At 70.3% G+C, this 17,736-nt stretch carries 22 protein-coding genes and 1 riboswitch; of the genes, 6 read left to right on the top strand and 16 right to left on the bottom strand.

What is annotated here, in order from left to right; all coding sequences use genetic code 11:
- Positions 1-351: SAM-dependent methyltransferase (locus G6031_RS01870; protein ID WP_241737132.1), on the top strand; the 351-nt coding region annotated here is incomplete at its 5' end.
- Positions 348-1,019 (top strand): 5,6-dimethylbenzimidazole synthase, encoded by a 672-nt coding sequence (gene bluB, locus G6031_RS01865; RefSeq protein ID WP_241737131.1) that lies wholly within the window; start codon positions 348-350, stop codon positions 1,017-1,019. The genes G6031_RS01870 and bluB, both read left to right, overlap by 4 nt.
- A 369-nt stretch (positions 1,020-1,388) precedes the next feature.
- Here bluB and G6031_RS01860 read toward each other — a convergent pair whose 3' ends face one another.
- Both G6031_RS01860 and G6031_RS01855 read right to left on the bottom strand, forming a co-directional pair.
- Entirely contained in the window at positions 1,389-2,294 is a 906-nt protein-coding gene (locus G6031_RS01860; protein ID WP_182652243.1) for an alpha/beta hydrolase, read from the bottom strand.
- A 132-nt stretch (positions 2,295-2,426) separates the two neighbouring features.
- Positions 2,427-3,059, bottom strand: a complete 633-nt coding sequence (locus G6031_RS01855; RefSeq protein ID WP_182652242.1) for a Type 1 glutamine amidotransferase-like domain-containing protein — start codon at positions 3,057-3,059, stop codon at positions 2,427-2,429.
- 195 nt (positions 3,060-3,254) lie between these two features.
- Here G6031_RS01855 and G6031_RS01850 point away from each other — a divergent pair, with 195 nt between their 5' ends.
- From G6031_RS01850 to G6031_RS01840, 3 genes are read left to right on the top strand one after another with little or no spacing between them, the layout of a single operon-like run.
- Positions 3,255-3,950 (top strand): hypothetical protein, encoded by a 696-nt coding sequence (locus G6031_RS01850; protein ID WP_182652241.1) that lies wholly within the window; start codon positions 3,255-3,257, stop codon positions 3,948-3,950.
- The gene (locus tag G6031_RS01845; protein WP_182652240.1) at positions 3,943-4,992 is read left to right on the top strand and encodes an isopenicillin N synthase family oxygenase; all 1,050 of its coding nucleotides are present in this window, start codon (positions 3,943-3,945) and stop codon (positions 4,990-4,992) included. The genes G6031_RS01850 and G6031_RS01845 overlap by 8 nt, the downstream gene beginning before the upstream one ends.
- Positions 4,989-6,479, top strand: a complete 1,491-nt coding sequence (locus tag G6031_RS01840; protein WP_182652239.1) for a sodium:solute symporter — start codon at positions 4,989-4,991, stop codon at positions 6,477-6,479. The genes G6031_RS01845 and G6031_RS01840 overlap by 4 nt, the downstream gene beginning before the upstream one ends.
- A 31-nt stretch (positions 6,480-6,510) precedes the next feature.
- Here the strand turns inward: G6031_RS01840 and G6031_RS01835 are convergent, their stop codons facing one another.
- The 6 genes from G6031_RS01835 to G6031_RS01810 all read right to left on the bottom strand — a co-directional run bounded on the left by G6031_RS01835 (position 6,511) and on the right by G6031_RS01810 (position 12,159).
- A complete protein-coding gene (locus G6031_RS01835) occupies positions 6,511-7,191 on the bottom strand; it encodes a TetR/AcrR family transcriptional regulator (protein WP_182640683.1) in 681 nt (226 codons plus the stop codon).
- A 35-nt stretch (positions 7,192-7,226) separates the two neighbouring features.
- Positions 7,227-8,873: a hypothetical protein gene (locus G6031_RS01830; RefSeq protein ID WP_182652238.1), complete on the bottom strand. Its 1,647-nt coding sequence runs from the start codon at positions 8,871-8,873 to the stop codon at positions 7,227-7,229.
- On the bottom strand, positions 8,870-9,841 hold the full coding sequence (locus tag G6031_RS01825; RefSeq protein ID WP_182652247.1) for an ABC transporter ATP-binding protein: 972 nt from the start codon (positions 9,839-9,841) through the stop codon (positions 8,870-8,872). Before G6031_RS01825 ends, G6031_RS01830 begins: the two co-directional genes overlap by 4 nt.
- Positions 9,842-9,846: 5 nt before the next feature.
- Positions 9,847-10,536, bottom strand: a complete 690-nt coding sequence (locus G6031_RS01820) for a TetR family transcriptional regulator (RefSeq protein ID WP_182652237.1) — start codon at positions 10,534-10,536, stop codon at positions 9,847-9,849.
- 128 nt (positions 10,537-10,664) lie between these two features.
- Entirely contained in the window at positions 10,665-11,570 is a 906-nt protein-coding gene (locus tag G6031_RS01815) for a DUF5996 family protein (RefSeq protein ID WP_182652236.1), read from the bottom strand.
- A gap of 79 nt (positions 11,571-11,649) precedes the next feature.
- Positions 11,650-12,159, bottom strand: a complete 510-nt coding sequence (locus tag G6031_RS01810; RefSeq protein WP_187701985.1) for a CGNR zinc finger domain-containing protein — start codon at positions 12,157-12,159, stop codon at positions 11,650-11,652.
- Between the two features lie 46 nt (positions 12,160-12,205).
- Between G6031_RS01810 and G6031_RS01805 the strand changes: the two genes are divergently transcribed.
- Entirely contained in the window at positions 12,206-12,415 is a 210-nt protein-coding gene (locus G6031_RS01805; protein ID WP_182652249.1) for a hypothetical protein, read from the top strand.
- A 13-nt stretch (positions 12,416-12,428) separates the two neighbouring features.
- Here the strand turns inward: G6031_RS01805 and G6031_RS01800 are convergent, their stop codons facing one another.
- The 8 genes from G6031_RS01800 to G6031_RS01765 all read right to left on the bottom strand — a co-directional run bounded on the left by G6031_RS01800 (position 12,429) and on the right by G6031_RS01765 (position 17,680).
- Positions 12,429-12,911, bottom strand: a complete 483-nt coding sequence (locus G6031_RS01800) for a BLUF domain-containing protein (protein ID WP_182652235.1) — start codon at positions 12,909-12,911, stop codon at positions 12,429-12,431.
- A complete protein-coding gene (locus G6031_RS01795) occupies positions 12,895-13,143 on the bottom strand; it encodes a hypothetical protein (protein WP_347238423.1) in 249 nt (82 codons plus the stop codon). Before G6031_RS01795 ends, G6031_RS01800 begins: the two co-directional genes overlap by 17 nt.
- Before the next feature lie 300 nt (positions 13,144-13,443).
- Positions 13,444-14,244: an ATP-binding cassette domain-containing protein gene (locus tag G6031_RS01790; RefSeq protein WP_182652233.1), complete on the bottom strand. Its 801-nt coding sequence runs from the start codon at positions 14,242-14,244 to the stop codon at positions 13,444-13,446.
- On the bottom strand, positions 14,241-14,969 hold the full coding sequence (cbiQ, locus tag G6031_RS01785) for a cobalt ECF transporter T component CbiQ (protein WP_182652232.1): 729 nt from the start codon (positions 14,967-14,969) through the stop codon (positions 14,241-14,243). Before cbiQ ends, G6031_RS01790 begins: the two co-directional genes overlap by 4 nt.
- Before the next feature lie 15 nt (positions 14,970-14,984).
- Complete coding sequence (locus G6031_RS01780) at positions 14,985-15,347, bottom strand: energy-coupling factor ABC transporter substrate-binding protein (RefSeq protein ID WP_182652231.1); 363 nt, start codon at positions 15,345-15,347, stop codon at positions 14,985-14,987.
- On the bottom strand, positions 15,344-16,084 hold the full coding sequence (locus tag G6031_RS01775) for an energy-coupling factor ABC transporter permease (RefSeq protein WP_182652230.1): 741 nt from the start codon (positions 16,082-16,084) through the stop codon (positions 15,344-15,346). Before G6031_RS01775 ends, G6031_RS01780 begins: the two co-directional genes overlap by 4 nt.
- Before the next feature lie 35 nt (positions 16,085-16,119).
- A riboswitch (cobalamin riboswitch) is annotated at positions 16,120-16,332 on the bottom strand.
- A gap of 20 nt (positions 16,333-16,352) precedes the next feature.
- Positions 16,353-16,643 (bottom strand): transcriptional regulator, encoded by a 291-nt coding sequence (locus tag G6031_RS01770; RefSeq protein WP_182610825.1) that lies wholly within the window; start codon positions 16,641-16,643, stop codon positions 16,353-16,355.
- Between the two features lie 14 nt (positions 16,644-16,657).
- Positions 16,658-17,680: a sodium-dependent bicarbonate transport family permease gene (locus tag G6031_RS01765; RefSeq protein ID WP_017837595.1), complete on the bottom strand. Its 1,023-nt coding sequence runs from the start codon at positions 17,678-17,680 to the stop codon at positions 16,658-16,660.
- Between the last annotated feature and the right edge of the window lie 56 nt (positions 17,681-17,736).

The raw sequence follows: 17,736 nt of genomic DNA, 5'->3' as shown, positions 1-17,736 counted from the left end.
TTCGCCGTGATGAGCCTGTCCGACCGGCTCAAGCCCTGGGAGGTCATCTCCCGTCGTCTCGACGCGATCGCCGCCGCGGACCTGGTCCTGGCGGTCTACAACCCCGCCTCGCGCTCGCGCACCCGCCAGGTCGCCGACGCCCGCGACGTCCTCCTCCGGCATCGCGACCCGGCCACCCCGGTGGTGGTGGGCCGCGACGTGGGCCGGGCCGAGGAGTCCCTGACCATCACCACTCTCGCCGAGCTCGACTGCGACTCGGTGGACATGAAGTGCCTGCTCATCGTGGGCGCGTCCGGGACCCGCGTCACCGAGTCGGGGCGGGTGTGGAGTCCGCGGTTCGTGCGGTCATGACCGCCGCTCCACGGGGTGAGAGAAACGACGACGACGACGACGAAGGCGGAGGCGGAGGCGGTGCTCCCGACCGCGAGGCGCTGTGGCGGATCCTCGCCACCCGCCGCGACCACCGGCACTTCCACCCCACCCCGGTGCCGCGCGAGACCATCGAGCGACTCCTCGAGGTCTTCGCCGTGGCCCCGAGTGTCGGGCTGAGCCAGCCCTGGCACGTCACCGTGATCGAGGACCGCGGCGTGCGCGAGGCCGTCCACGAGGGATTCCGCACCGTGCGCCGCGCGGAATCCGAGCGATTCGACGGCCGGCGACGCGAGCTCTACGACTCCCTGCGCCTCGAGGGCATCCTCCAGGCACCGGTCGGGCTGGTCGTCAGCCACAGGCCGCCCGCCGGGCCGGTCCTGGGCACCACGAGCGTCCCGGCGGCCACCGAGTACAGCGTGGTCGCCGCCATCACCCTGCTGTGGCTGGCCGTGACGGCCGAGGGCCTGGGCATGGGCTGGGTGAGCCTCGTCGACCCCGACCACCTCTCCGACAGCGTGCCCGTGCCCGACGGGGCCCGGCCCCTGGCGTACCTGTGCCTGGGACACCCCGCCCTCGAGCTGGACGAGCCGTTGTTGCAGACCGTCGGGTGGGGACGCAGGTCGCCGCTGTCGGTCGACTGGGTGTAGATCCGGGGCCGCGTGAGAACTCGGTTGCGGACCGAGTCGCTCAGAATCCGTACCTGACCGCCCACGCGGCGGTGTGCGCCCGACTCCTGACCTCGGTCGCGGGCCCGTTAAGCAACGTACTCAAGTTGCGACCACCGTTGCCCTTCACCCGCTCGGACATCCGTGGGCCGCGGACGCCCTCGACGAGTCACTCCGGGTCCTCACTGCGAGGAGGTGAACCCCTGAACCTCGACCGGTGTCGTCCTGGTGGTGATCGATCCGTCTCCCAGCTGCCCGTTCCAGTCATGTGGTGATCAGTGGGCCGGGTCGCCGGCGGCGTCACATCCGGGGTACAGCGTGGCCGGATTGTCGGACTGAGTCACGACCCCGTCACTCGCCGAAGGCCTGCCGTAGTGCATCGCACTGCGCCCGGAAGAAGTCCTTACTGACCCCGGCGCGCGTGACGACCAGGTCGAAACCGTGGAACGCGCCCGGAACCGGGAGGAACTCGCAGGGCACTCCGGCTCGCTCCAGACGATCCGCGTACGCCTTGTCCTCCTCGAAGAACAGATCCACCGTGCCGACGCCGATCCACGCCGGAGCGACCCCGGCCAGATCAGGGTGGCGGGCCGGAGAGGCCGTGGACGGGTCGGCCCCGCCCAGGTAGCTCGTCCAGCCGAACCGATTCGATCGTGCGTCCCACAGTCGGTGTCGCCGGTCGCGGGTGTCGGTCCGGTCGTCCACCATCGGGTACGCGAGCAGTTGCAGTACCGGGGCGACGGGGCCCTCATCCCGGGCCCGGATCGCGAGCGCGGCTGCGAGCCCACCGCCGGCGCTCGCGCCGCCGACGGCGATCCGGCGGGTGTCGATACCGGGTTGAGCGGCCAGCCATCCGAGCGCCGCGTGACAGTCGTCGAGCGCCGCCGGGAATGGGTGTTGCGGCGCCAGTCGATAGTCGACCGACACGACGGTCGCACCGGTGCTCCGCGCCAGAGCCCGGCAGAGCACGTCATCCTGCGCCGCAGAACCGACGACGTATCCACCGCCGTGGATCCATACAAGGCCTGCCGAGGGCGACGACTGATCACCTGGGGGACGGAAGACCCGCACCGTCGCGCCCGAGTCGAGTTCGTGGGTCTCCGTTCCCCGTAGTCCTGGCAGCAGTGTCCCGATCCTCTGCACCGCCGGCAGGGTCAGCGGTCCCACGAGGCGCGGGGGCAGCACCACTGACGCGAGGCGGAGATCGGGGTGATACCGGCGGCGATCGCGGATGCGATCGAGAAACGGGATGCACATGGCCGTCCTCTGTGGGGGAGAGATCCCCGTGGGGTCGTGGAAGTCGGATCGGCGGTCGGGCGCAGTGCCCAACGAGCCATGAGCGATCGTAGCCACTACCGGTGTCGAGAACGTGTCACTTTCGGACCCAGGTCAGTGCGAACTGATCAGGCGTGCCGTCTCGTTCTCGACGAGCAACGCCTGATCATCGTTCACCAGTGTCAGCGGGTAGGTGCTCCCGTAGGTCTCCACGAGCCGTGCGATGAGTTCGGGCGGGTAGGGCGGGAGCGCGCCGTCCGCGTGGGGGATCACCACGGTGTCGACCAGACCGAGTCCGGCGTGGTCGGCGAGTTCGGGGGCGGCGGTGGGGTCGTCCATCAGGCTGACCGGTTCGATGCTGGGTCCGGTGATGACCGATCCCGCACTCGACCCGATGTAGGGCAGCCCCGCCCGAACCCGCTCGACGAGGGCCGCATCCGCACCGCGACGGCGCAGTGCCGCCATGAGCACGAAGGTGTTGCCGCCCGCGACGTACAGGGCGTCGACCCCGTCGAGGAGGCCGGCGAACTCGCCCGCGTCGTCGATGCCGGCAACGGTGATGTCGGTCAACACGTAACCCAGGTCCGAGAGCTGCGCGCGCTCCGCGGCGACGAACCCGGCTCCCGCGTAGGGGCTCGCGGCGTCGTTCAGGTACCCGATGCGCACAGCGGGTGCGGGCCGGTTGACGTGCTCGGCGAGGAAGTCGGGGACGGCGCCCACGCCGAGGGACAGCAGGAGCAGGTTCATGACGCCACTCTACGAGGGAAGGCGCGCGCGACGAGGCGATCTCGCGCGCCACGAGGTGCGCAGCCCACATCGGCCCGGCCAGCCCCCGGACTCCGACGGTCGCCCAATTTCTCATCCCTTGACGCCCACGTAACAGCGGCGCAACGCAGCGCCGTTTCACTAATTCCGTTCGAGTGATCGATTTGGAGGAGTCCCATGGAACCCGCCCTGCGCCCCGCTCCCGCGGTCTACCGGCGTCGCCTGTTCCACTCCCGCGACGCCACCCCCGACCAGTGCTCCGACGTCGTCTGGATCCAGGGGAACCGACTGTTCTGCGACGCGAGGTTCTCCACCGACGACTCGGGCGCGAAGGAGTTCCACATGGGTTTCGCCGGCCGACTCCAGTGCACGGACGCCGCCATCGGCGAGTTCGAGTGGATCCATGCCATCGCCGCCGGAGAGGCCTTCGGGTCCGCCGATATCGGGCAACTCTTCGACGTGCCGGGGTGGGGACTGCTGGAGGTGGGCCGACAGCTGGACTACGTCGAGCTGTGGGAGCAACGCCCCGACGAGCCCGGACCGGTGTGGGAGGCCAGGGGGGTCGATGACCACGGCACCGAGGCGCTGGTCGTCTGCGTCGGCGACAGCTTCGGTCTCGCGCTGGGCGCTGATCCCGCGGGGGGCCGGCCGTCGTCGGTGCACATCGGTTCACGGACCGCTCAGGGCTGGCTCGCGCGGTACTCGTCGTGGTCGGGGCCCGAGCCTCCCCTCTTCTCCCTGTCCCCTCACTCCGACGGCCGCTTCGTCATCTCCTGGCGGGCCGGCGAGCACTCCGGTCCACCCGTGCCCTTCGACCCGATCCACCCGACCCGCGCGACCCGCCCGACCCACTCAGGAGCCGAGAATGACTGACCCCCACCGACCCGACGTCGACTTCGAGTCGATCCCGGTCATCGATGTGTCCACGCTCGCCGATCCCCGCGGGCCCTCAGCGGAGTGCGTCGACCGACTCGGCGAGGCCGCCCGAGGCGTCGGCTTCCTCCTCATCGTCAACCACGGCGTGGCCGATGAGACGTTCCGCGCGATGCACGAGGCCTCGCAGCGGTTCTTCAGCCAGCCGGACTCCGTCAAGCGGGAGGTGTACATCGGCAACTCCACCAACCACCGCGGATACGTCCCCATCGGGGAGGAGGTGTTCGCCGGCGCCACCCCGGACCTCAAGGAGGCCTACGACCTGTCCATCGACCTGCCGGCCGACCACCCGGAGTATCTGGCCGGCAACCCCCTGCTCGGGCCGAACCAGTGGCCCGACCTGCCGGGGTTCCGGGAGGCGGTGACGACCTATTACGACGAGGTGTTCGCACTCGGGTCGCGGCTCCTCGCGGCGTTCGCCCGGTACCTCGACCTCGACCCCGCCACGTTCCTCGGGTCGGTGACCCAGCCGCCCTCGCAGCTGCGGCTGATCCATTACCCGTACAACCCCGACGCCGAGGACCGCCCCGGGATCGGAGCGCACACCGACTACGAGGCGTTGACACTGCTCAAGCCCACCGCTCCCGGGCTGGAGGTGATGAACGGCCGGGGAGAGTGGATCGAGGTCCCGTACCGCGAGGACGCGATCGTCGTGAACATCGGGGACCTGCTGGAGGTGTGGACCAACGGCGCGTTCGTCGCCACGTCCCACCGGGTCAGGAAGGTCTCGAGGGAACGGTATTCGTACCCGCTGTTCTTCACCGTCGACTACGACACGGTGGTCGCTCCCCTGACGTTCCCCGGTTCGAACGACTCCACCTACGAGCCGCTGCACGCCGGCGAGCACCTGTTCGCCCAGACCGCGCAGAGTTTCGCCTACCTGAGGCGACGGATCGCGGACGGTGATCTCGCACTCCCGGAGGGCGCGCGTCCCCTGTACTCGCTGGGTCGCGAGACCGCCCTGGTGGGTGAGTCCCGATGATCAGTCTCGCCATCGGCGGCACCGTCGCCCTGCTCGTGGTCCTCGGCCTGCTGTCCTCGAAGAGGGTGAAGGGCCAGAACCACAACTTCGCGGTCGCGGGTCGGACGCTGACCGTGCCGCTCGTCGCCGTCCTGCTGATGTCGCAGGTGATCGACTCCAACGCGACCGTCGGAGCGGCGGATCTCGCCGGCGGCTTCGGCTTCTGGGCCGGTGCCGCGATGCCCCTGGGGATCGCCGTGTCGTTCCTGTTGATGGGGCTCTTCGTGGCCGAGAAGGTGCGGGAGCGCGAGCTGTACTCGCTGCCCGGCTACTTCCGGCAGACGTTCGGTCGCACCGGCGAGATCCTGGCGGCCGTCCTGACGGTCTCCAGCTTCGGAATCCTCATGGCGGGCAACCTCGTCGCCCTGGGCCACATGATGGATCACTTCGTCGGGGTGCCCTACTGGGTCGCGATCGTGTTCGTCACCGTGGCGATCCTCGCCTACACGATGGTCGGCGGGATGTTCGCGTCCGTGTACACCGGACTGTTCCTCATGGTGGTCATGGGGGTCGGGTTCGTCGGGCTGACGCTGTGGATGTTCCTCGGCCCCGGTTACACGGCACCGGAGGGGCTCGGCATCTCGGATCTCGAGCAGCTGACCGCCCCGGCGGCGGGCGCGGCGATCAACTGGGCGACGCTCTTCGCGCTGGGCTTCGGCAACCTGGTGGCCATCGACGTCTTCCAGCGGGTGTCCTCGGCCAGGACGGCCCGGAGCGCCAGGGCAGCCAGCCTGATCGCGGCCGTCGGAACCGTGGTCCTGTGTGTCCCGCTGGCCGCGGTCGCCGTGGCCGGGGCGGGGTTGCTCGGGGACAGCGACTCCGAGTCGCCGATCCTCTTCCAACTCCTCACCGGGCAGGTGCCGACACCGATCGCGATGCTGGTCATCTCGGCCCTGCTGGCGGCCTCCCTCACCACGGTCAGCGGCATCCTCCTCGCGACCTCGTCCATCGTCGTGGGCACCATCCTCGACACGAGGACCCTGCGGTTGAGCGTGCTGCAGGCGTCCCGGTGGGCGATGGTCCCCGTGGCCGCCATCGGGATCCTGGTGGCTCTCCGGGTGAACCACACCGGGATCCTCCTCACCCTGACCTTCGACCTGTTGTGCGCGAGTCTCGTGGTGCCGTTCGTGCTGTCGCTGTGGACCCGACTGGTCAGCACGAGGGCACTGGTGATCTCGGCCGCGCTGGGACTGGGGGTCCGGCTCGGGTTCTTCGTCCTCACACCGACGATCTACGGCGTGGAGAACACCCTGCTGTACATCCCGAACGAGGTGGTCACCACGAGCGTCGACGGCTGGACCACGTTCCTCGCCGCGGCCGTGTCACTGGTGGTCTACGTGGCGGTGGCCGCCGCCGACACCCGGGCCGACACCCGGAAGGCCACGTCGGCACCCGCGGTCGACGCACCGGTACCGGACCGGGGAGTCGAGGTCCCCGCGAGGGCCTAGCCCCGCCCGGGGACGTCCGTCGCCGGCGGCGTCATCCGGCGGACGCCGGGCCCGGGGAGTCGAGATCGCCGAGGATCTCGAGTCCCCGGGCCCGCGTCTCGTCGGTGAGGAGGTCGGGGACCCGTGCCAGCAGGAGCGTCGCGTCCGCGACCCGGGCCGGGGTGTCGTCCGGGATCGGCGACCGGGTCCGGCGCCGGTAGGTGATGACGTTCTCCACCAGTCCGACGAGCATCGCCACGTCGACGTCGGTGGCGGCCTCGCCCGTCGTGCGCTCGAGCAGGACCCGGTAGGCCTCGTGCAGGGAGTCCCGGACCTCGTGGAACTCGCTGAACTGGTCGCCGTCGAGCTCCGGATCGAAGTACAGCACCCCCAGGTTCTGCGGGTCCTCGTGCAGCAACCCCGCATCGGCGTACGCCAGCGCCCACAACAGGACGTGCCCGGGGGCGTCGCTGGCCACCAGCCGGTCGGCGATCCGATGGGACGGGATCACCGTGCCGAGCACCAGCCGCAGCAGGATCTCGTCCTTGGACCCGAACCAGTGATAGACGCTGGCCTGCTGCAACCCCGCGCCCTCCGCGATGGCCCGGGTGCTGGTCCGGCCGAAGCCTCTGGTGACGAACAGCTCTCCCGCGGCGTGGAGGATGTCCTGCTCGCTGCCGAGTCCGGTCGGCGACCCGGGGTTGCGGCGCGGCCGTCCACGAGTCCTGGTCACCCGGCAGAGGCTATCAATGCCCGGTTCGGTCGCGGTCAGCCCGAGACCTGCCGACGCCTGAACCCCACCAGACCCGCGGCCACGAGCGCGCCGGCCGTCACGAGGACCAGCAGGAACGGCGCCGGGGCGAACTCCTCCACCGGGACCGCGGCGAGATGGTGCAGCGGCGAGAGCGACCGGAGCCACCCGGGGAAGTCCAGCAGGTCGGCGAAGTTGGCCACCAGGAACATCAGCGCGACCACCGCCCAGCCGACGGGCGCGGTCAACCGGGGAACCCAGCCGTAGAACACCCCGCAGACCCCCAGCACCAGCAGGACCGCCGGGGTGGCGCCGAGGTGCGAGCCGATCACCCCACCGACGAGCGAGGTGTCTCCGGTGACCACGGCAGCGGCGAGCGCCGTGCAGATCCCGGTCACCGCCAGGATGAGCACCGCGCCACAGGCCACCACGGCGAGGTGGGCGCCCACCCATGAGATCCGGCTGACGGGCGTGGCCAGGATCAGGTCGGCGCGGCCCCTGCCCTCCTCGTCGCGGAGGGACTGCGTCGCGTAGACCACGTACGCGGCGGTGAGGACGGCGACGAACGACCCGAGGAAGGCCACGTAGCCGTTGACCAGACCCTGGGCACCGAACATGTCCTGCATCGCCTGCGGCATGTCCCCGCTCGCGCTGAGCATGGCGTCGGTGAACGCGCCGTTGACCGTTCCCAGGACGACGACGGCCGCGCCCCACCCCAGCAGGGCACCGCGCTGGAGCCGGGCGGCCAGGCCCACCGGCCGTCCGAGGAACCGGCCGGCGTGGGCGGGGCCCGGGCGCGGGGCGAGGAGGCTCGCCCCGAAGTCGCGGCGTGACTGGAGGACGTAGGCGGCGGCCGAACCGACCACGGCGACGACGACGAGGGGGAGCAGCGGCCACCAGCGGTCGTACACGTAGGGGGCCGTCTGGGCCGCCCACCCGAGGGGCGAGGCCCAGGACAAGGCGGTTCCCCCGACTGCCGCCATGTCGCCGAGGGCACGGAGGATGAAGGCGACCCCGAGTACCAGCCCGGCCATCCCCGCCGCCGCCCGCGAGTAGGCGCTGAGCTGCGCGGTCACCGCGGCGATCCCGGCGAACGCCATCCCCGCGAGCGCGGTGCCCAGCCCGATGAGCAGGGAGCCGAGGGGGGCGAACCCGCCTGCGATCGCCAATCCGGCGACCACCACGCACGCGAGGGCGTTGGTGATCGCGGCGACGATCAGGGTCGCGGTGAGGGCCGAGTGTCGGCCGGTGACGTTGGCGCGGATCAGCTCGGCGCGGCCGGTCTGCTCCTCGACGCGGGTGTGCCGGGTGACCAGCATGATGTTCATGAGCGCGGCGAGCAGGAACAGGTACGGGGCGTAGCCGGCGGCGAAGAACCGCTCGAAGGTGGGGGCGTCCATGCCGTAGGCCGGGCCGGTGAACATCCGGCCCACCGGCTGGGTGAACAGGGGCACCACCGCGGCCAGGTCGTCCTCCGTCGGCGCCAGCTGCGGGAGGGCCGCGCCGATGTAGATCACGAACAGCCCCAGGCCGCCGACCCACGCCGGGAGCTTGAGCCGGTCCCGCCGCAGGGAGAACCGGACGAGGGTGCCGGTGCCTGCCAGCGGGTCATCGCCACCCGCGGCATGCGGGCGCTCGCGGGCGGGAGCGGTCGCGGTGGTCATCGCGCTGCCGCCCGGCCTTCGGACCCGGTCCCCGTCGATCCGGTCTCCCATGCACCGGTCTCTCCCGCACCGGCCTCAGCAGCGTCGCCGTAGTGGCGCATGAGCAGCTGCTCGAGGGTCGGCGGGTGGGCGACCAGCGAGCGGACGCCCAGTGGTGCGAGTGCACGGACGGCCTCGTCGACACTGTCGCCGTCGACCTGGAAGCGGACCTCGTCGTCGTCGTCGATCTCCACATCGTGGACACCCTCGACCCGCCGCAGATCGTCCGCCGGTCGGTCCGTCCGGGCGACCATCGTCGTGCGGGTCATGTGGCGCAGCTCCTCCAGGCTCCCGGTCTCGACGGTGCGACCCTGCCGCACGATGGAGATGCGGTCCGCCAGCACCTCGACCTGCGCGAGGATGTGGCTGGAGAGCAGGACCGTGCGGCCGGCGGCCTTGACCTCACCGATCGCCTCCTGGAACTCGACCTCCATGAGGGGGTCCAGGCCCGCGGTGGGCTCGTCGAGCAGGAGCAGGTCCACCTCGGAGGCCAGGGCGGAGATCAGCGCCACCTTCTGCCGGTTGCCCTTGGAGTAGGTGCGGGCCTTCTTGGTGGGGTCCAGGTCGAAGCGCTCGCACAGCGCGTCGCGACGACGCCTGTCGAGCGGGCCGCGCAGCCGGGCGAGCAGGTCGATCGCCTCGCCGCCGGTGAGGGTGGGCCACAGTTCCACGTCCCCGGGCACGTACGCGAGCCTGCGGTGGAGCTCGACGGCGTCGGTCCAGGGGTCGCCGTCGAGCAGTCGGACGGTGCCGGCGTCGGCCCGGAGCAGTCCCAGCAGGACGCGCATGGTGGTGGACTTGCCGGCGCCGTTGGGGCCGAGGAAGCCGTGCACCTCCCCCCGGGCCACCTCGAGGTCCAGACCGTCGAGGGCGCGCGTGGTGCCGAAGGTCTTGACCAGTCCGCTCGCCGAGATCACGACGTCGTCCATGGTGCTCACTGTTCCTTCCGGGGGTCGTCAGGGGTGTCGAAGGCGTCCGCGAACCGGTCGATGGTTCCGGGTTCGAACAGCCCCTGGGTGAACAGCTCCACGACCGGGAGCATGTACGGGGCGAGGTTCTCCGGCGGGGCCTCGGTGTCGAGGAAGTCCACGCCGAGCAGTCGGTTCATGTGCTCGTGCAGGACCAGCGATCCCAGTGACCAGAGCGTCAGCACGACGACTCGCTCGCGCGGATGGGCGCTGGGCTTGATGAGACCGGCCTCGACGGCGGCCCCGGTGTAGGCCTCGGCGTCGGCGACCATCTCGTCGATGAGGTGCGCGATGTGATCGCCCCCCTCCGAGAGGGTGCGGGCCAGGTAGCGCAGCAGCGGGCGACTGTCCTCGATCTGCCGCAGCGACTGGAGCGGATCCAGCTGCGGACCCTGGCCCATCGCGGACTCCTTGCCCTGCCGCACCAGCCGCACCACGTGCTCGTCGCAGGCCCGGTGCAGTCGGTCCTTGCTCCCGAAGTGGTGGAGGATCAGCGCCTGCGACACCCCCGCCTCGGCGGCGATGGCCTTGAGGCTCGTCCCCGTGACGCCGTGGGCGCCGAACTTGAGGATCGCGGCGTCGAGGATGCGGTCGACTCCGCTGCGATCGGCGCTGCGACGATCAGCCCCACCTCGGGCCGGGTCGTCGTGGGGCATGGCGGCCACCTCGTCGCTGACTGAATGTTCAGTCAGCCTAGGCCGGCCGACGCGTCCGGTCAACGATCGACGAGCCGGACACGGCGCGGGTACCCCTCACAATGGCGAGGACATGCCCCGCCGACGGACTACCGGGGAGGCCGGACCCGGTCCCAACCCGCCGTCTCCTCCGCCGCGCGATGGGTCTGCTCGAGGAACCCCAGGACCATGGCGTCGGGATCCGGTGCCTGTCGCACGAGGTGGTACGGCAGCACGTATTCGCCCAGCTCGGCGTCCCAGTACGCGGGGGCCTCGACCGCCGGATGGGTGTCGTACCCCTCGGGGTGGGGGTAGGCGTACGCGTAGAAGAGGCCCTCCTCCGCACCACCCGGCCAGTACCCCGCGCTCGACACCTCGTCGCTGTAGGCCTCGTGCATGACCCGGTCCGGGCAGTTCGGGACGCCGCCGGGATGCTCGGGGGCGGAGCGTCCGGAGAACCGGGTGACGGCCAGATCGAACGCGCCCCAGAAGAAGTGGACGGGCGAGGACTTCCCCCGGAACCCACCGCGGAACGTCGAGAGGACTCCGTGCGCGCTGACCAGGGACCTCCAGAAGCGGGCCACGGAGTCGGCGTCGTACGACGCGTGCGTGGTGTCCTCGGCGAACGGGATCACCTCGGGCAGTTCGACCGGGGTCCCGACGATCGGCACGTCGAACCCGAGATCATTCAGGTGGCCGGTGTACTCGGCGTAGAACTCTGCCACGGTCCGCGGCTCGAGCGCCATCCGGCGGGTGCTGCCGTCGGTGACGAGGAACAGCAGTTCGTGGCTGACGAAGTCGAAGCGGATCTCCAGGCCGCGGTGCCCGGCCAGCATGAGGGACGTGGTGAGCCCCCGCGCGTCCACGTACAGCGGGATGCCCCACCAGTGGTTGATCTCCGGCCCGAGGGCCATGCGCGTCTTCCCGACGATCTGGGTCCACAGGTGGAGTGTGTCCCTGGTGTCGATCCACGACTCCAGGGGCATGGCCGGCCAGGGCTCGTCTCGCGTCTCCATCGACACATGATCCCCGATCTCGCGGCCGTCCGACACCCCCCATCGTCAGCCGGGACCCGGCGCCAACCGCGCCCCTGCGTCACCCGCGGCGACGGCCGGGGGCCCGGTGCCGTTGGACGGCGTCGTGGTTACCGCATCGAGCGCTGCAGTAGCGCCGTCCGCCGTTCCGGCTGGTGTCGACGAACACCTCGGGACACCCCGCGCGGAGACAGGCCCCCAGACGACAGCCCTCCGACTCGACCGCGAAGATCGCCAGACCGCCCGCGGTGATGGCCCTGACGCGCTCCACCACATCGTCACCGTCGGCCGCGAAGTGCAGGTGGGGCTTGTGCCCGTCGTGCGTGCTCAGGGACGGCCTCGACGCGGCCGATTCCAGCAGCTCGTTGATCGCGTCGCACGTGGAGTCAACGTCCGGCGCCGAGAACGGCGCTCTCAGCCGCGACGCCCACTCCCGCAGGCGTTCTGACCTGGCGTCGTCGAGATCGGGCCTGCGGACGCCGTGGGCGCGGAGCACCCCGACGGCCGCGTCGGCGTCCCACGACCCGGCGGCGAGCGAGGCCAGCTCCGCCGCGAGTGTCGGGCCGACCATATTGCCATGGTTGAACTGCACTGACCCATTGCACCACAGTCAGCGCATGACCACAGCAGCCTGTTCACCCACTGACCTCCACCACGACCGGGACCACGACGCCCCCGTTCCGCAGCCTGCGGACCCGGGCCAGCATCAGCACGCCTGGCTGCGCCGCTCGTCCCACCCGACCAGCGAGGGCACCGTGACCTACGAGTCCTGCCACTGCGGGGCGCATCGCGTCCTGCGCGCCGGCGTGCCCGTCGCACGCGTGTAGGAGGAGTCGACGCTCAGGCGGTGGTCGAGATCGAGCGCTCCTTGACCTTGAACCAGATCGAGAAGTCTTCGGCGGCCCGACGGACCACGTCGTAGCTCGACCCGCCAGTGAGGTCGTTGAAGCTGTCCCGCACGCCGTCGACTCCGGTCGACCGGGTCTCCTTGGGGATGCCGAAGCCCATCTTCCAGTCGGCGAAGCTGCGCTCGGCTGCGGGTTCCGTCAACAGGACCCGGACACGACTGTGCCTGTCGTCGGCGGCGATGCGCGTCATCAACTCGTCGATCGCGGCCGGGGGGCCTTCGAGGAACTGGATGAAACAGTTGTTCCTGAACAGGAGGACACCGGTGATATCGGCGGCACGATTGCGCTCCCGGGAGGTGAACAGGATGGACTCCAGGTCGCCCGACAGCATCTTCCGCACCGGCACGCTCGTGTACACCAGATACTTCAGGTGCCCGGTCCCGGGCGACGTGGGGGACTCAGCGTCCAGCGACATTCAACCCTCCCTCACTCGCATCGGAGAAGTACAGATCATTCAGGCTGGAGATCGCCTCGTCCAGCGAACCGGACTCGCCGTGCGGTCTCGACATCCTGTCGTAGCAGGTGAAGCTGCCGTCAGGATTCCGGTCGATGTACCCCACGAAGTTCCCGCGGAAATTTCCGACGAAGAAACTGTCTTCCACCTGGGACCATCGTATTTCTTCGTCGCCTTCGATTGCCGAAGTCACTCCCACCCCTTTTCTTCCTTGACAAGGTGTCTCGCCCACTGCCGTACACGCCGACAGAACGTGGCCCGAGCCACGTCACCGGGAGACGCTGCCGCCGCGCGCGGCCGAACAAGGGATGGGTACGCATTGACGTGACACCCGACCCCACACTGCTTTTCTTCCCTGAGAACTCACATCCTGCTCACGCTGTCCGCCATAGCGGCACACGGTGCCATCATGGTGTGCTCGTGAACACCGCGCCACCGCTGGCACCGGCCATGTCCGGCACGCGGGCGAGTGCGCGGCAGCTCGCGGACGGGATCAGACCTCCCCCGGCCGCACCACCGTCCGGCCCACCCGGCGCGACACCGCGGCTCCCCATGGCGTGGTGAGCCGCGCCGCGGCGAGGAGTCCCTCGTCCTGCAGCACCCGGTGGACCGGGCCGCGGACCAACGCTCCGCCCGAGAGCACCACCGCGTCGTCCGCCCAGGCCCAGGCGAGGTCGACATCATGCGTGGCCATGAGGATCGCCGCCCCCGCGGCACGAAGTGACTCCAGCGCCGCGAGCAGGTCCTCACAGGAGAGCGGGTCGAGCCCGGCCGTCGGCTCGTCGAGCAGCAGGACGCGGGGCCTCATCGCCAGCGCACCCGCCAGGGCCACCCTCTTGCGCTGCCCGAAGGACAGGTGGTGGGGGACGCGGTCGGCGAGGTCGGTGATCGCCAGCGCCGCCAGGGCCTCGTCGACCCGACGGGCCACCTCGGCGCGATCCAATCCGAGGTTCACCGGGCCGAAGGAGACGTCGGCCCGCACGGTCGTGGCGAAGATCTGGTCGTCGGGTTCCTGGAGCACCATCTGCACCGACTGCCGCAGGCGGGTGCGGTCGGCGCGGCGGTCCCGGACCCGCTCCCCGTCCAGCTCCAGCTCCCCGGCATCGGGGCGGTTCAGGCCCACGAGCAGCCGCATCAGCGTGGTCTTGCCGCTGCCGTTACCACCGAGCAGCGCCACCCTCGCCCCGGCGGTGATCGTCAGATCGACGCCGTCGAGCACGGTGTGGGTGTGGCCTCCGTGGGCGTCGAGACGCCGGTAGGAGAACCGGGCACCGCGCAGAGCGAGGACGGTCACGTGAGGACCCCCAGTATCGAGACGGACGCGAGAACCAGACAGATGACGAACACGCGGGTGGCCGAGACCGGATCCGCCTCGGCGAGCACCGCGGTCTGGCCGCGCTCGGCGCGCATGGACATGGCGTCGTCGATCGCCCGTGCCCGCCTGACGGATAAGACGAAGACCGAGGCGAACTGCGTTCCGACAGAGGAGATCGCGGCCCGGGCGGTGTGGTGTCCGAGCCTGAGGTCGTGGGACTGCCTCAGCGTGCGGGCGGAGTCGATGAGCAGGCCGATGAGCCGGTAGGTGGTGTCCACGACGTGGGCCAGCGGGGCGGGCAGTCCGGCCCGCCGGCCGGCGGCCAGGAGGTCGGCGACGGGCGTGGTGCACGCCAAGGTGATGGTGGCGGCCGTCGCGGCGATCGCCCTGGTCACCGTCCGCCAGGCGGTGTCGACCCCGGCCGGATCCACCACGAGGCGCCAGTCCGTCAGGTCCAGAACGAGTGGACCGATGCCCAGGACCAGGAACGCGACGGGTGCGAGCAACGCCGCGACATAGATCCTGGCGGGGACGCGGGCCAGCACCAGTGCGCAGAAGCAGCAGACGGCCAGGATCGCCACGTGGCCCACCGGTGGCGGCACGAGAAGTGCCGCCACCAGTAGACCGCCGAAGAGCAGCAGCTTCTCGACTACCGGGAGGTCCGACCAGCGGTTGTGGGACGCCGCGAGCTCGAGTGGGTTCACCTGGTGCTCGGTCGGTCAGTGTCCGGTCGGACCCGTGGCCGCCGCCGACGGGGTCGCCGCACCCGTCACGCTCTCCCGACGCTGCCTGCTGCGTGTTCGCAGGACGCCGAGTCCGTAACCCACGATCACGCCGCCGATCCCGGCCTGGAGGGCGAACACCCCCGATTCGACCTCCCCCGGCAACTCGGGCAGAAGCGGCTCGAACCACGGCTCGTAGTCGGGAGAGACCTCGCTGATGGTGCCCTCGGCCTGCCCGTCCGCACCCTCGAACTCGCCGCCCGCCCCGGCGCCGTAGACCAGGGACAGCACCGCGATCGCGAACGCGACGGCGACCAGTCCCACCAACACCCACGCGCTGACGTGCTTCGTCCCGCTCATCGCACCGACTCCGTGGCCTCGACCCAATCGGCACGATCCCCGGGATCCGCGAAGGTCCCCGCGCCGGCGAGTCGCGCCCTCCGGAAGAAGCCCACCAGGTCGAGCTCGCGGGAGGCGATGCGCAGGAGCACGCTGACGATCACCACGACGATCAGGGCCTCGACGATCGCCAGCGGGATCTGGGTGATGGCGAAGACGGCGAGGAACTCGGCCATCGAGTACCACAGGCCGTGCTCGGCGCTCGGGAACGCCAGTGCGAGCTGGGCACTGGTGACGAGATACGTCACCAGGTCGGCGAGGAACGCGGCGACGAAGACCGCGCCGAGCAGCGGCACCGCGATCCGACGACACAGGACGAACGCGCCGTAGGCGACCCACGGCCCGGCGACCCCCATGGAGAACACGTTCGCGCCGAGAGTGGTGATGCCCCCGTGCGCGAGCAGCAACGCCTGGAAGATGAGCACCACGGTGGCGACGAAGGCCATGACGGGGGGCCGGAAGATGATCGTCCCCAGGCCGGTCCCGGTGGGGTGTGAGCTGGAGCCCGTCACCGACGGGAGCTTGACGGCCGACATGACGAACGTGAACGCCCCGGCCACGCCGAGCAGGACGCCCGCCTCCGGTGTCCGGCGGACCGTCCTGATGACCTCGCGCGCGCCGTGGATCACGAACGGTGCCGCGACGGCCGTCCATGCCAGGGCGTGCGCCGAGGGGAGAAAACCCTCTGCGATATGCATCTACCTGAGACCTTTCTGCCCGTCACCTCGCGGGCACTCGTGGTGGCAGCCACGGCCGGTCTCCTGGCTCACGGGTTCCCCCGGCCCACCCCAGTAGGGATGGACCGGATCGCCGCGGGTCCGCCTTCCCACCCACACAACGCGTGCGAGCAGTGGCACAGAGGACCTGCGACATCATCCGTTCACAGTGGCGAGGGCCGCCCCGGTCTCACACCGGGTTCCCGAGCACCGCAGCTGAGCAGATCCTAGCCCCCTCCCGGGTGCCGGCTCAGTACCGCACCGACTGGGCGTCCGAGACCAGACACATGCCACCGACGGACTTCAGAAGGGGGCGCAGCGCCAGGAGGACCTCGTCGATCCGGTCGGGGTCGACCGCCACGAGCACGAAGGTGTTGTCGAAGGTGGAGAAAGGGTCCCCGCCCCGCTCACCGTGCTGTCCCCGCCCGTAGATTCCCGGGATCACGGTGCGATGGGTCAGGCCCAGCGAATCCAACGCGCCGAGGAACCTCCCGGCGACCCCGGATTCCACCACCAGTTCGATCCGTTTGACGTCTCTCATGGGATCTCCTCGCCTCAGGCGCCCAGGTGCTGGGCGACGGTGTAGTAGAGCGGAATGCCGAGGACGATGTTGAACGGGAACGTCACGGCAAGAGCCATTGTGAAGTACCGGGACGGTCGCGCTTCGGGGATCGCGTAGCGCACCACGGCCGGGACGACGATGTAGGACCCGCTCGCCGCGAGCACGGCGAGCATGGTCAGGTCGCCGACCGGTAGCCCGGCCAGTGCACCCAGGGCCAGCGCCATCGATGCTCCGATCAGGGGCATCACGATGCCGAACCCGATCAGGAACGGACCCACGTCGCGGACCTCGCGGAGTTGACGGGCGACGAGCAGGCCCATCTCGAGCAGGAAGAAGGCCAGTAGGCCCTTGAACATGTCGTTGACGAACGGGGACATGGCCTCGCCGGCGTCGGCCCCCACCATGGTGCCGATCACGAGCGACCCGATCAGCAGCAGGTGCGCGCCGTCGGTGAACGCCTCGTGCAGGATCGCCCGCATCGACAGGGGTGCGCCCGACGCGGGACCGGAGGCTCCGGCCCCCGCGACGTCGCCCGCCATCTGGGCTGAGCGTTGACGTGACCGTGCCCAGGTGGCGAGAAGCACCGCCATGATGATCGCGGGCGATTCCATCAGCACCAGGGCGACCGTCATGTACCCGCCGGGTTCCTCCCCACGTGCGGTCACGAACTGCGTCGCGGCGATGAACGTCACCGCGCTGACCGACCCGTAGGTGGCGGCGATGGCGGCCGCATCGAACTCGTTCACCCTGCGCCGCAGGACCAGGAAGCCCAGCGCAGGGATCACCAGGGCCAGGAGCAGAGCGATGCCGATCACCGCCGCGGCGCGGCCGGTCAGACCGGTCTCGCGGAGAGCCTGTCCACCCTTGAACCCGATCGCCATGAGCAGGTAGAGCGACAGGAACTTGGTGACGGGGGCCGGGATCTCCAGGTTGGAGCGCACCGCGGCGACGAACAGCCCCAGGAAGAAGAACAGGATCGGCGGGTCCGTGAGGCTGCCGAGAATGCTGAGGTCCATCGAGTCTCCCCTGATCTGACCGGAGTCCGTACGCCGCCGAGCGGGGCGAGCGGATC

The organism is Dietzia sp. CQ4, from assembly GCF_014145125.1.
Taxonomy (GTDB): Bacteria; Actinomycetota; Actinomycetes; order Mycobacteriales; family Mycobacteriaceae; genus Dietzia; species Dietzia natronolimnaea.
This window is presented reverse-complemented; position numbering and strand designations above follow the sequence as displayed.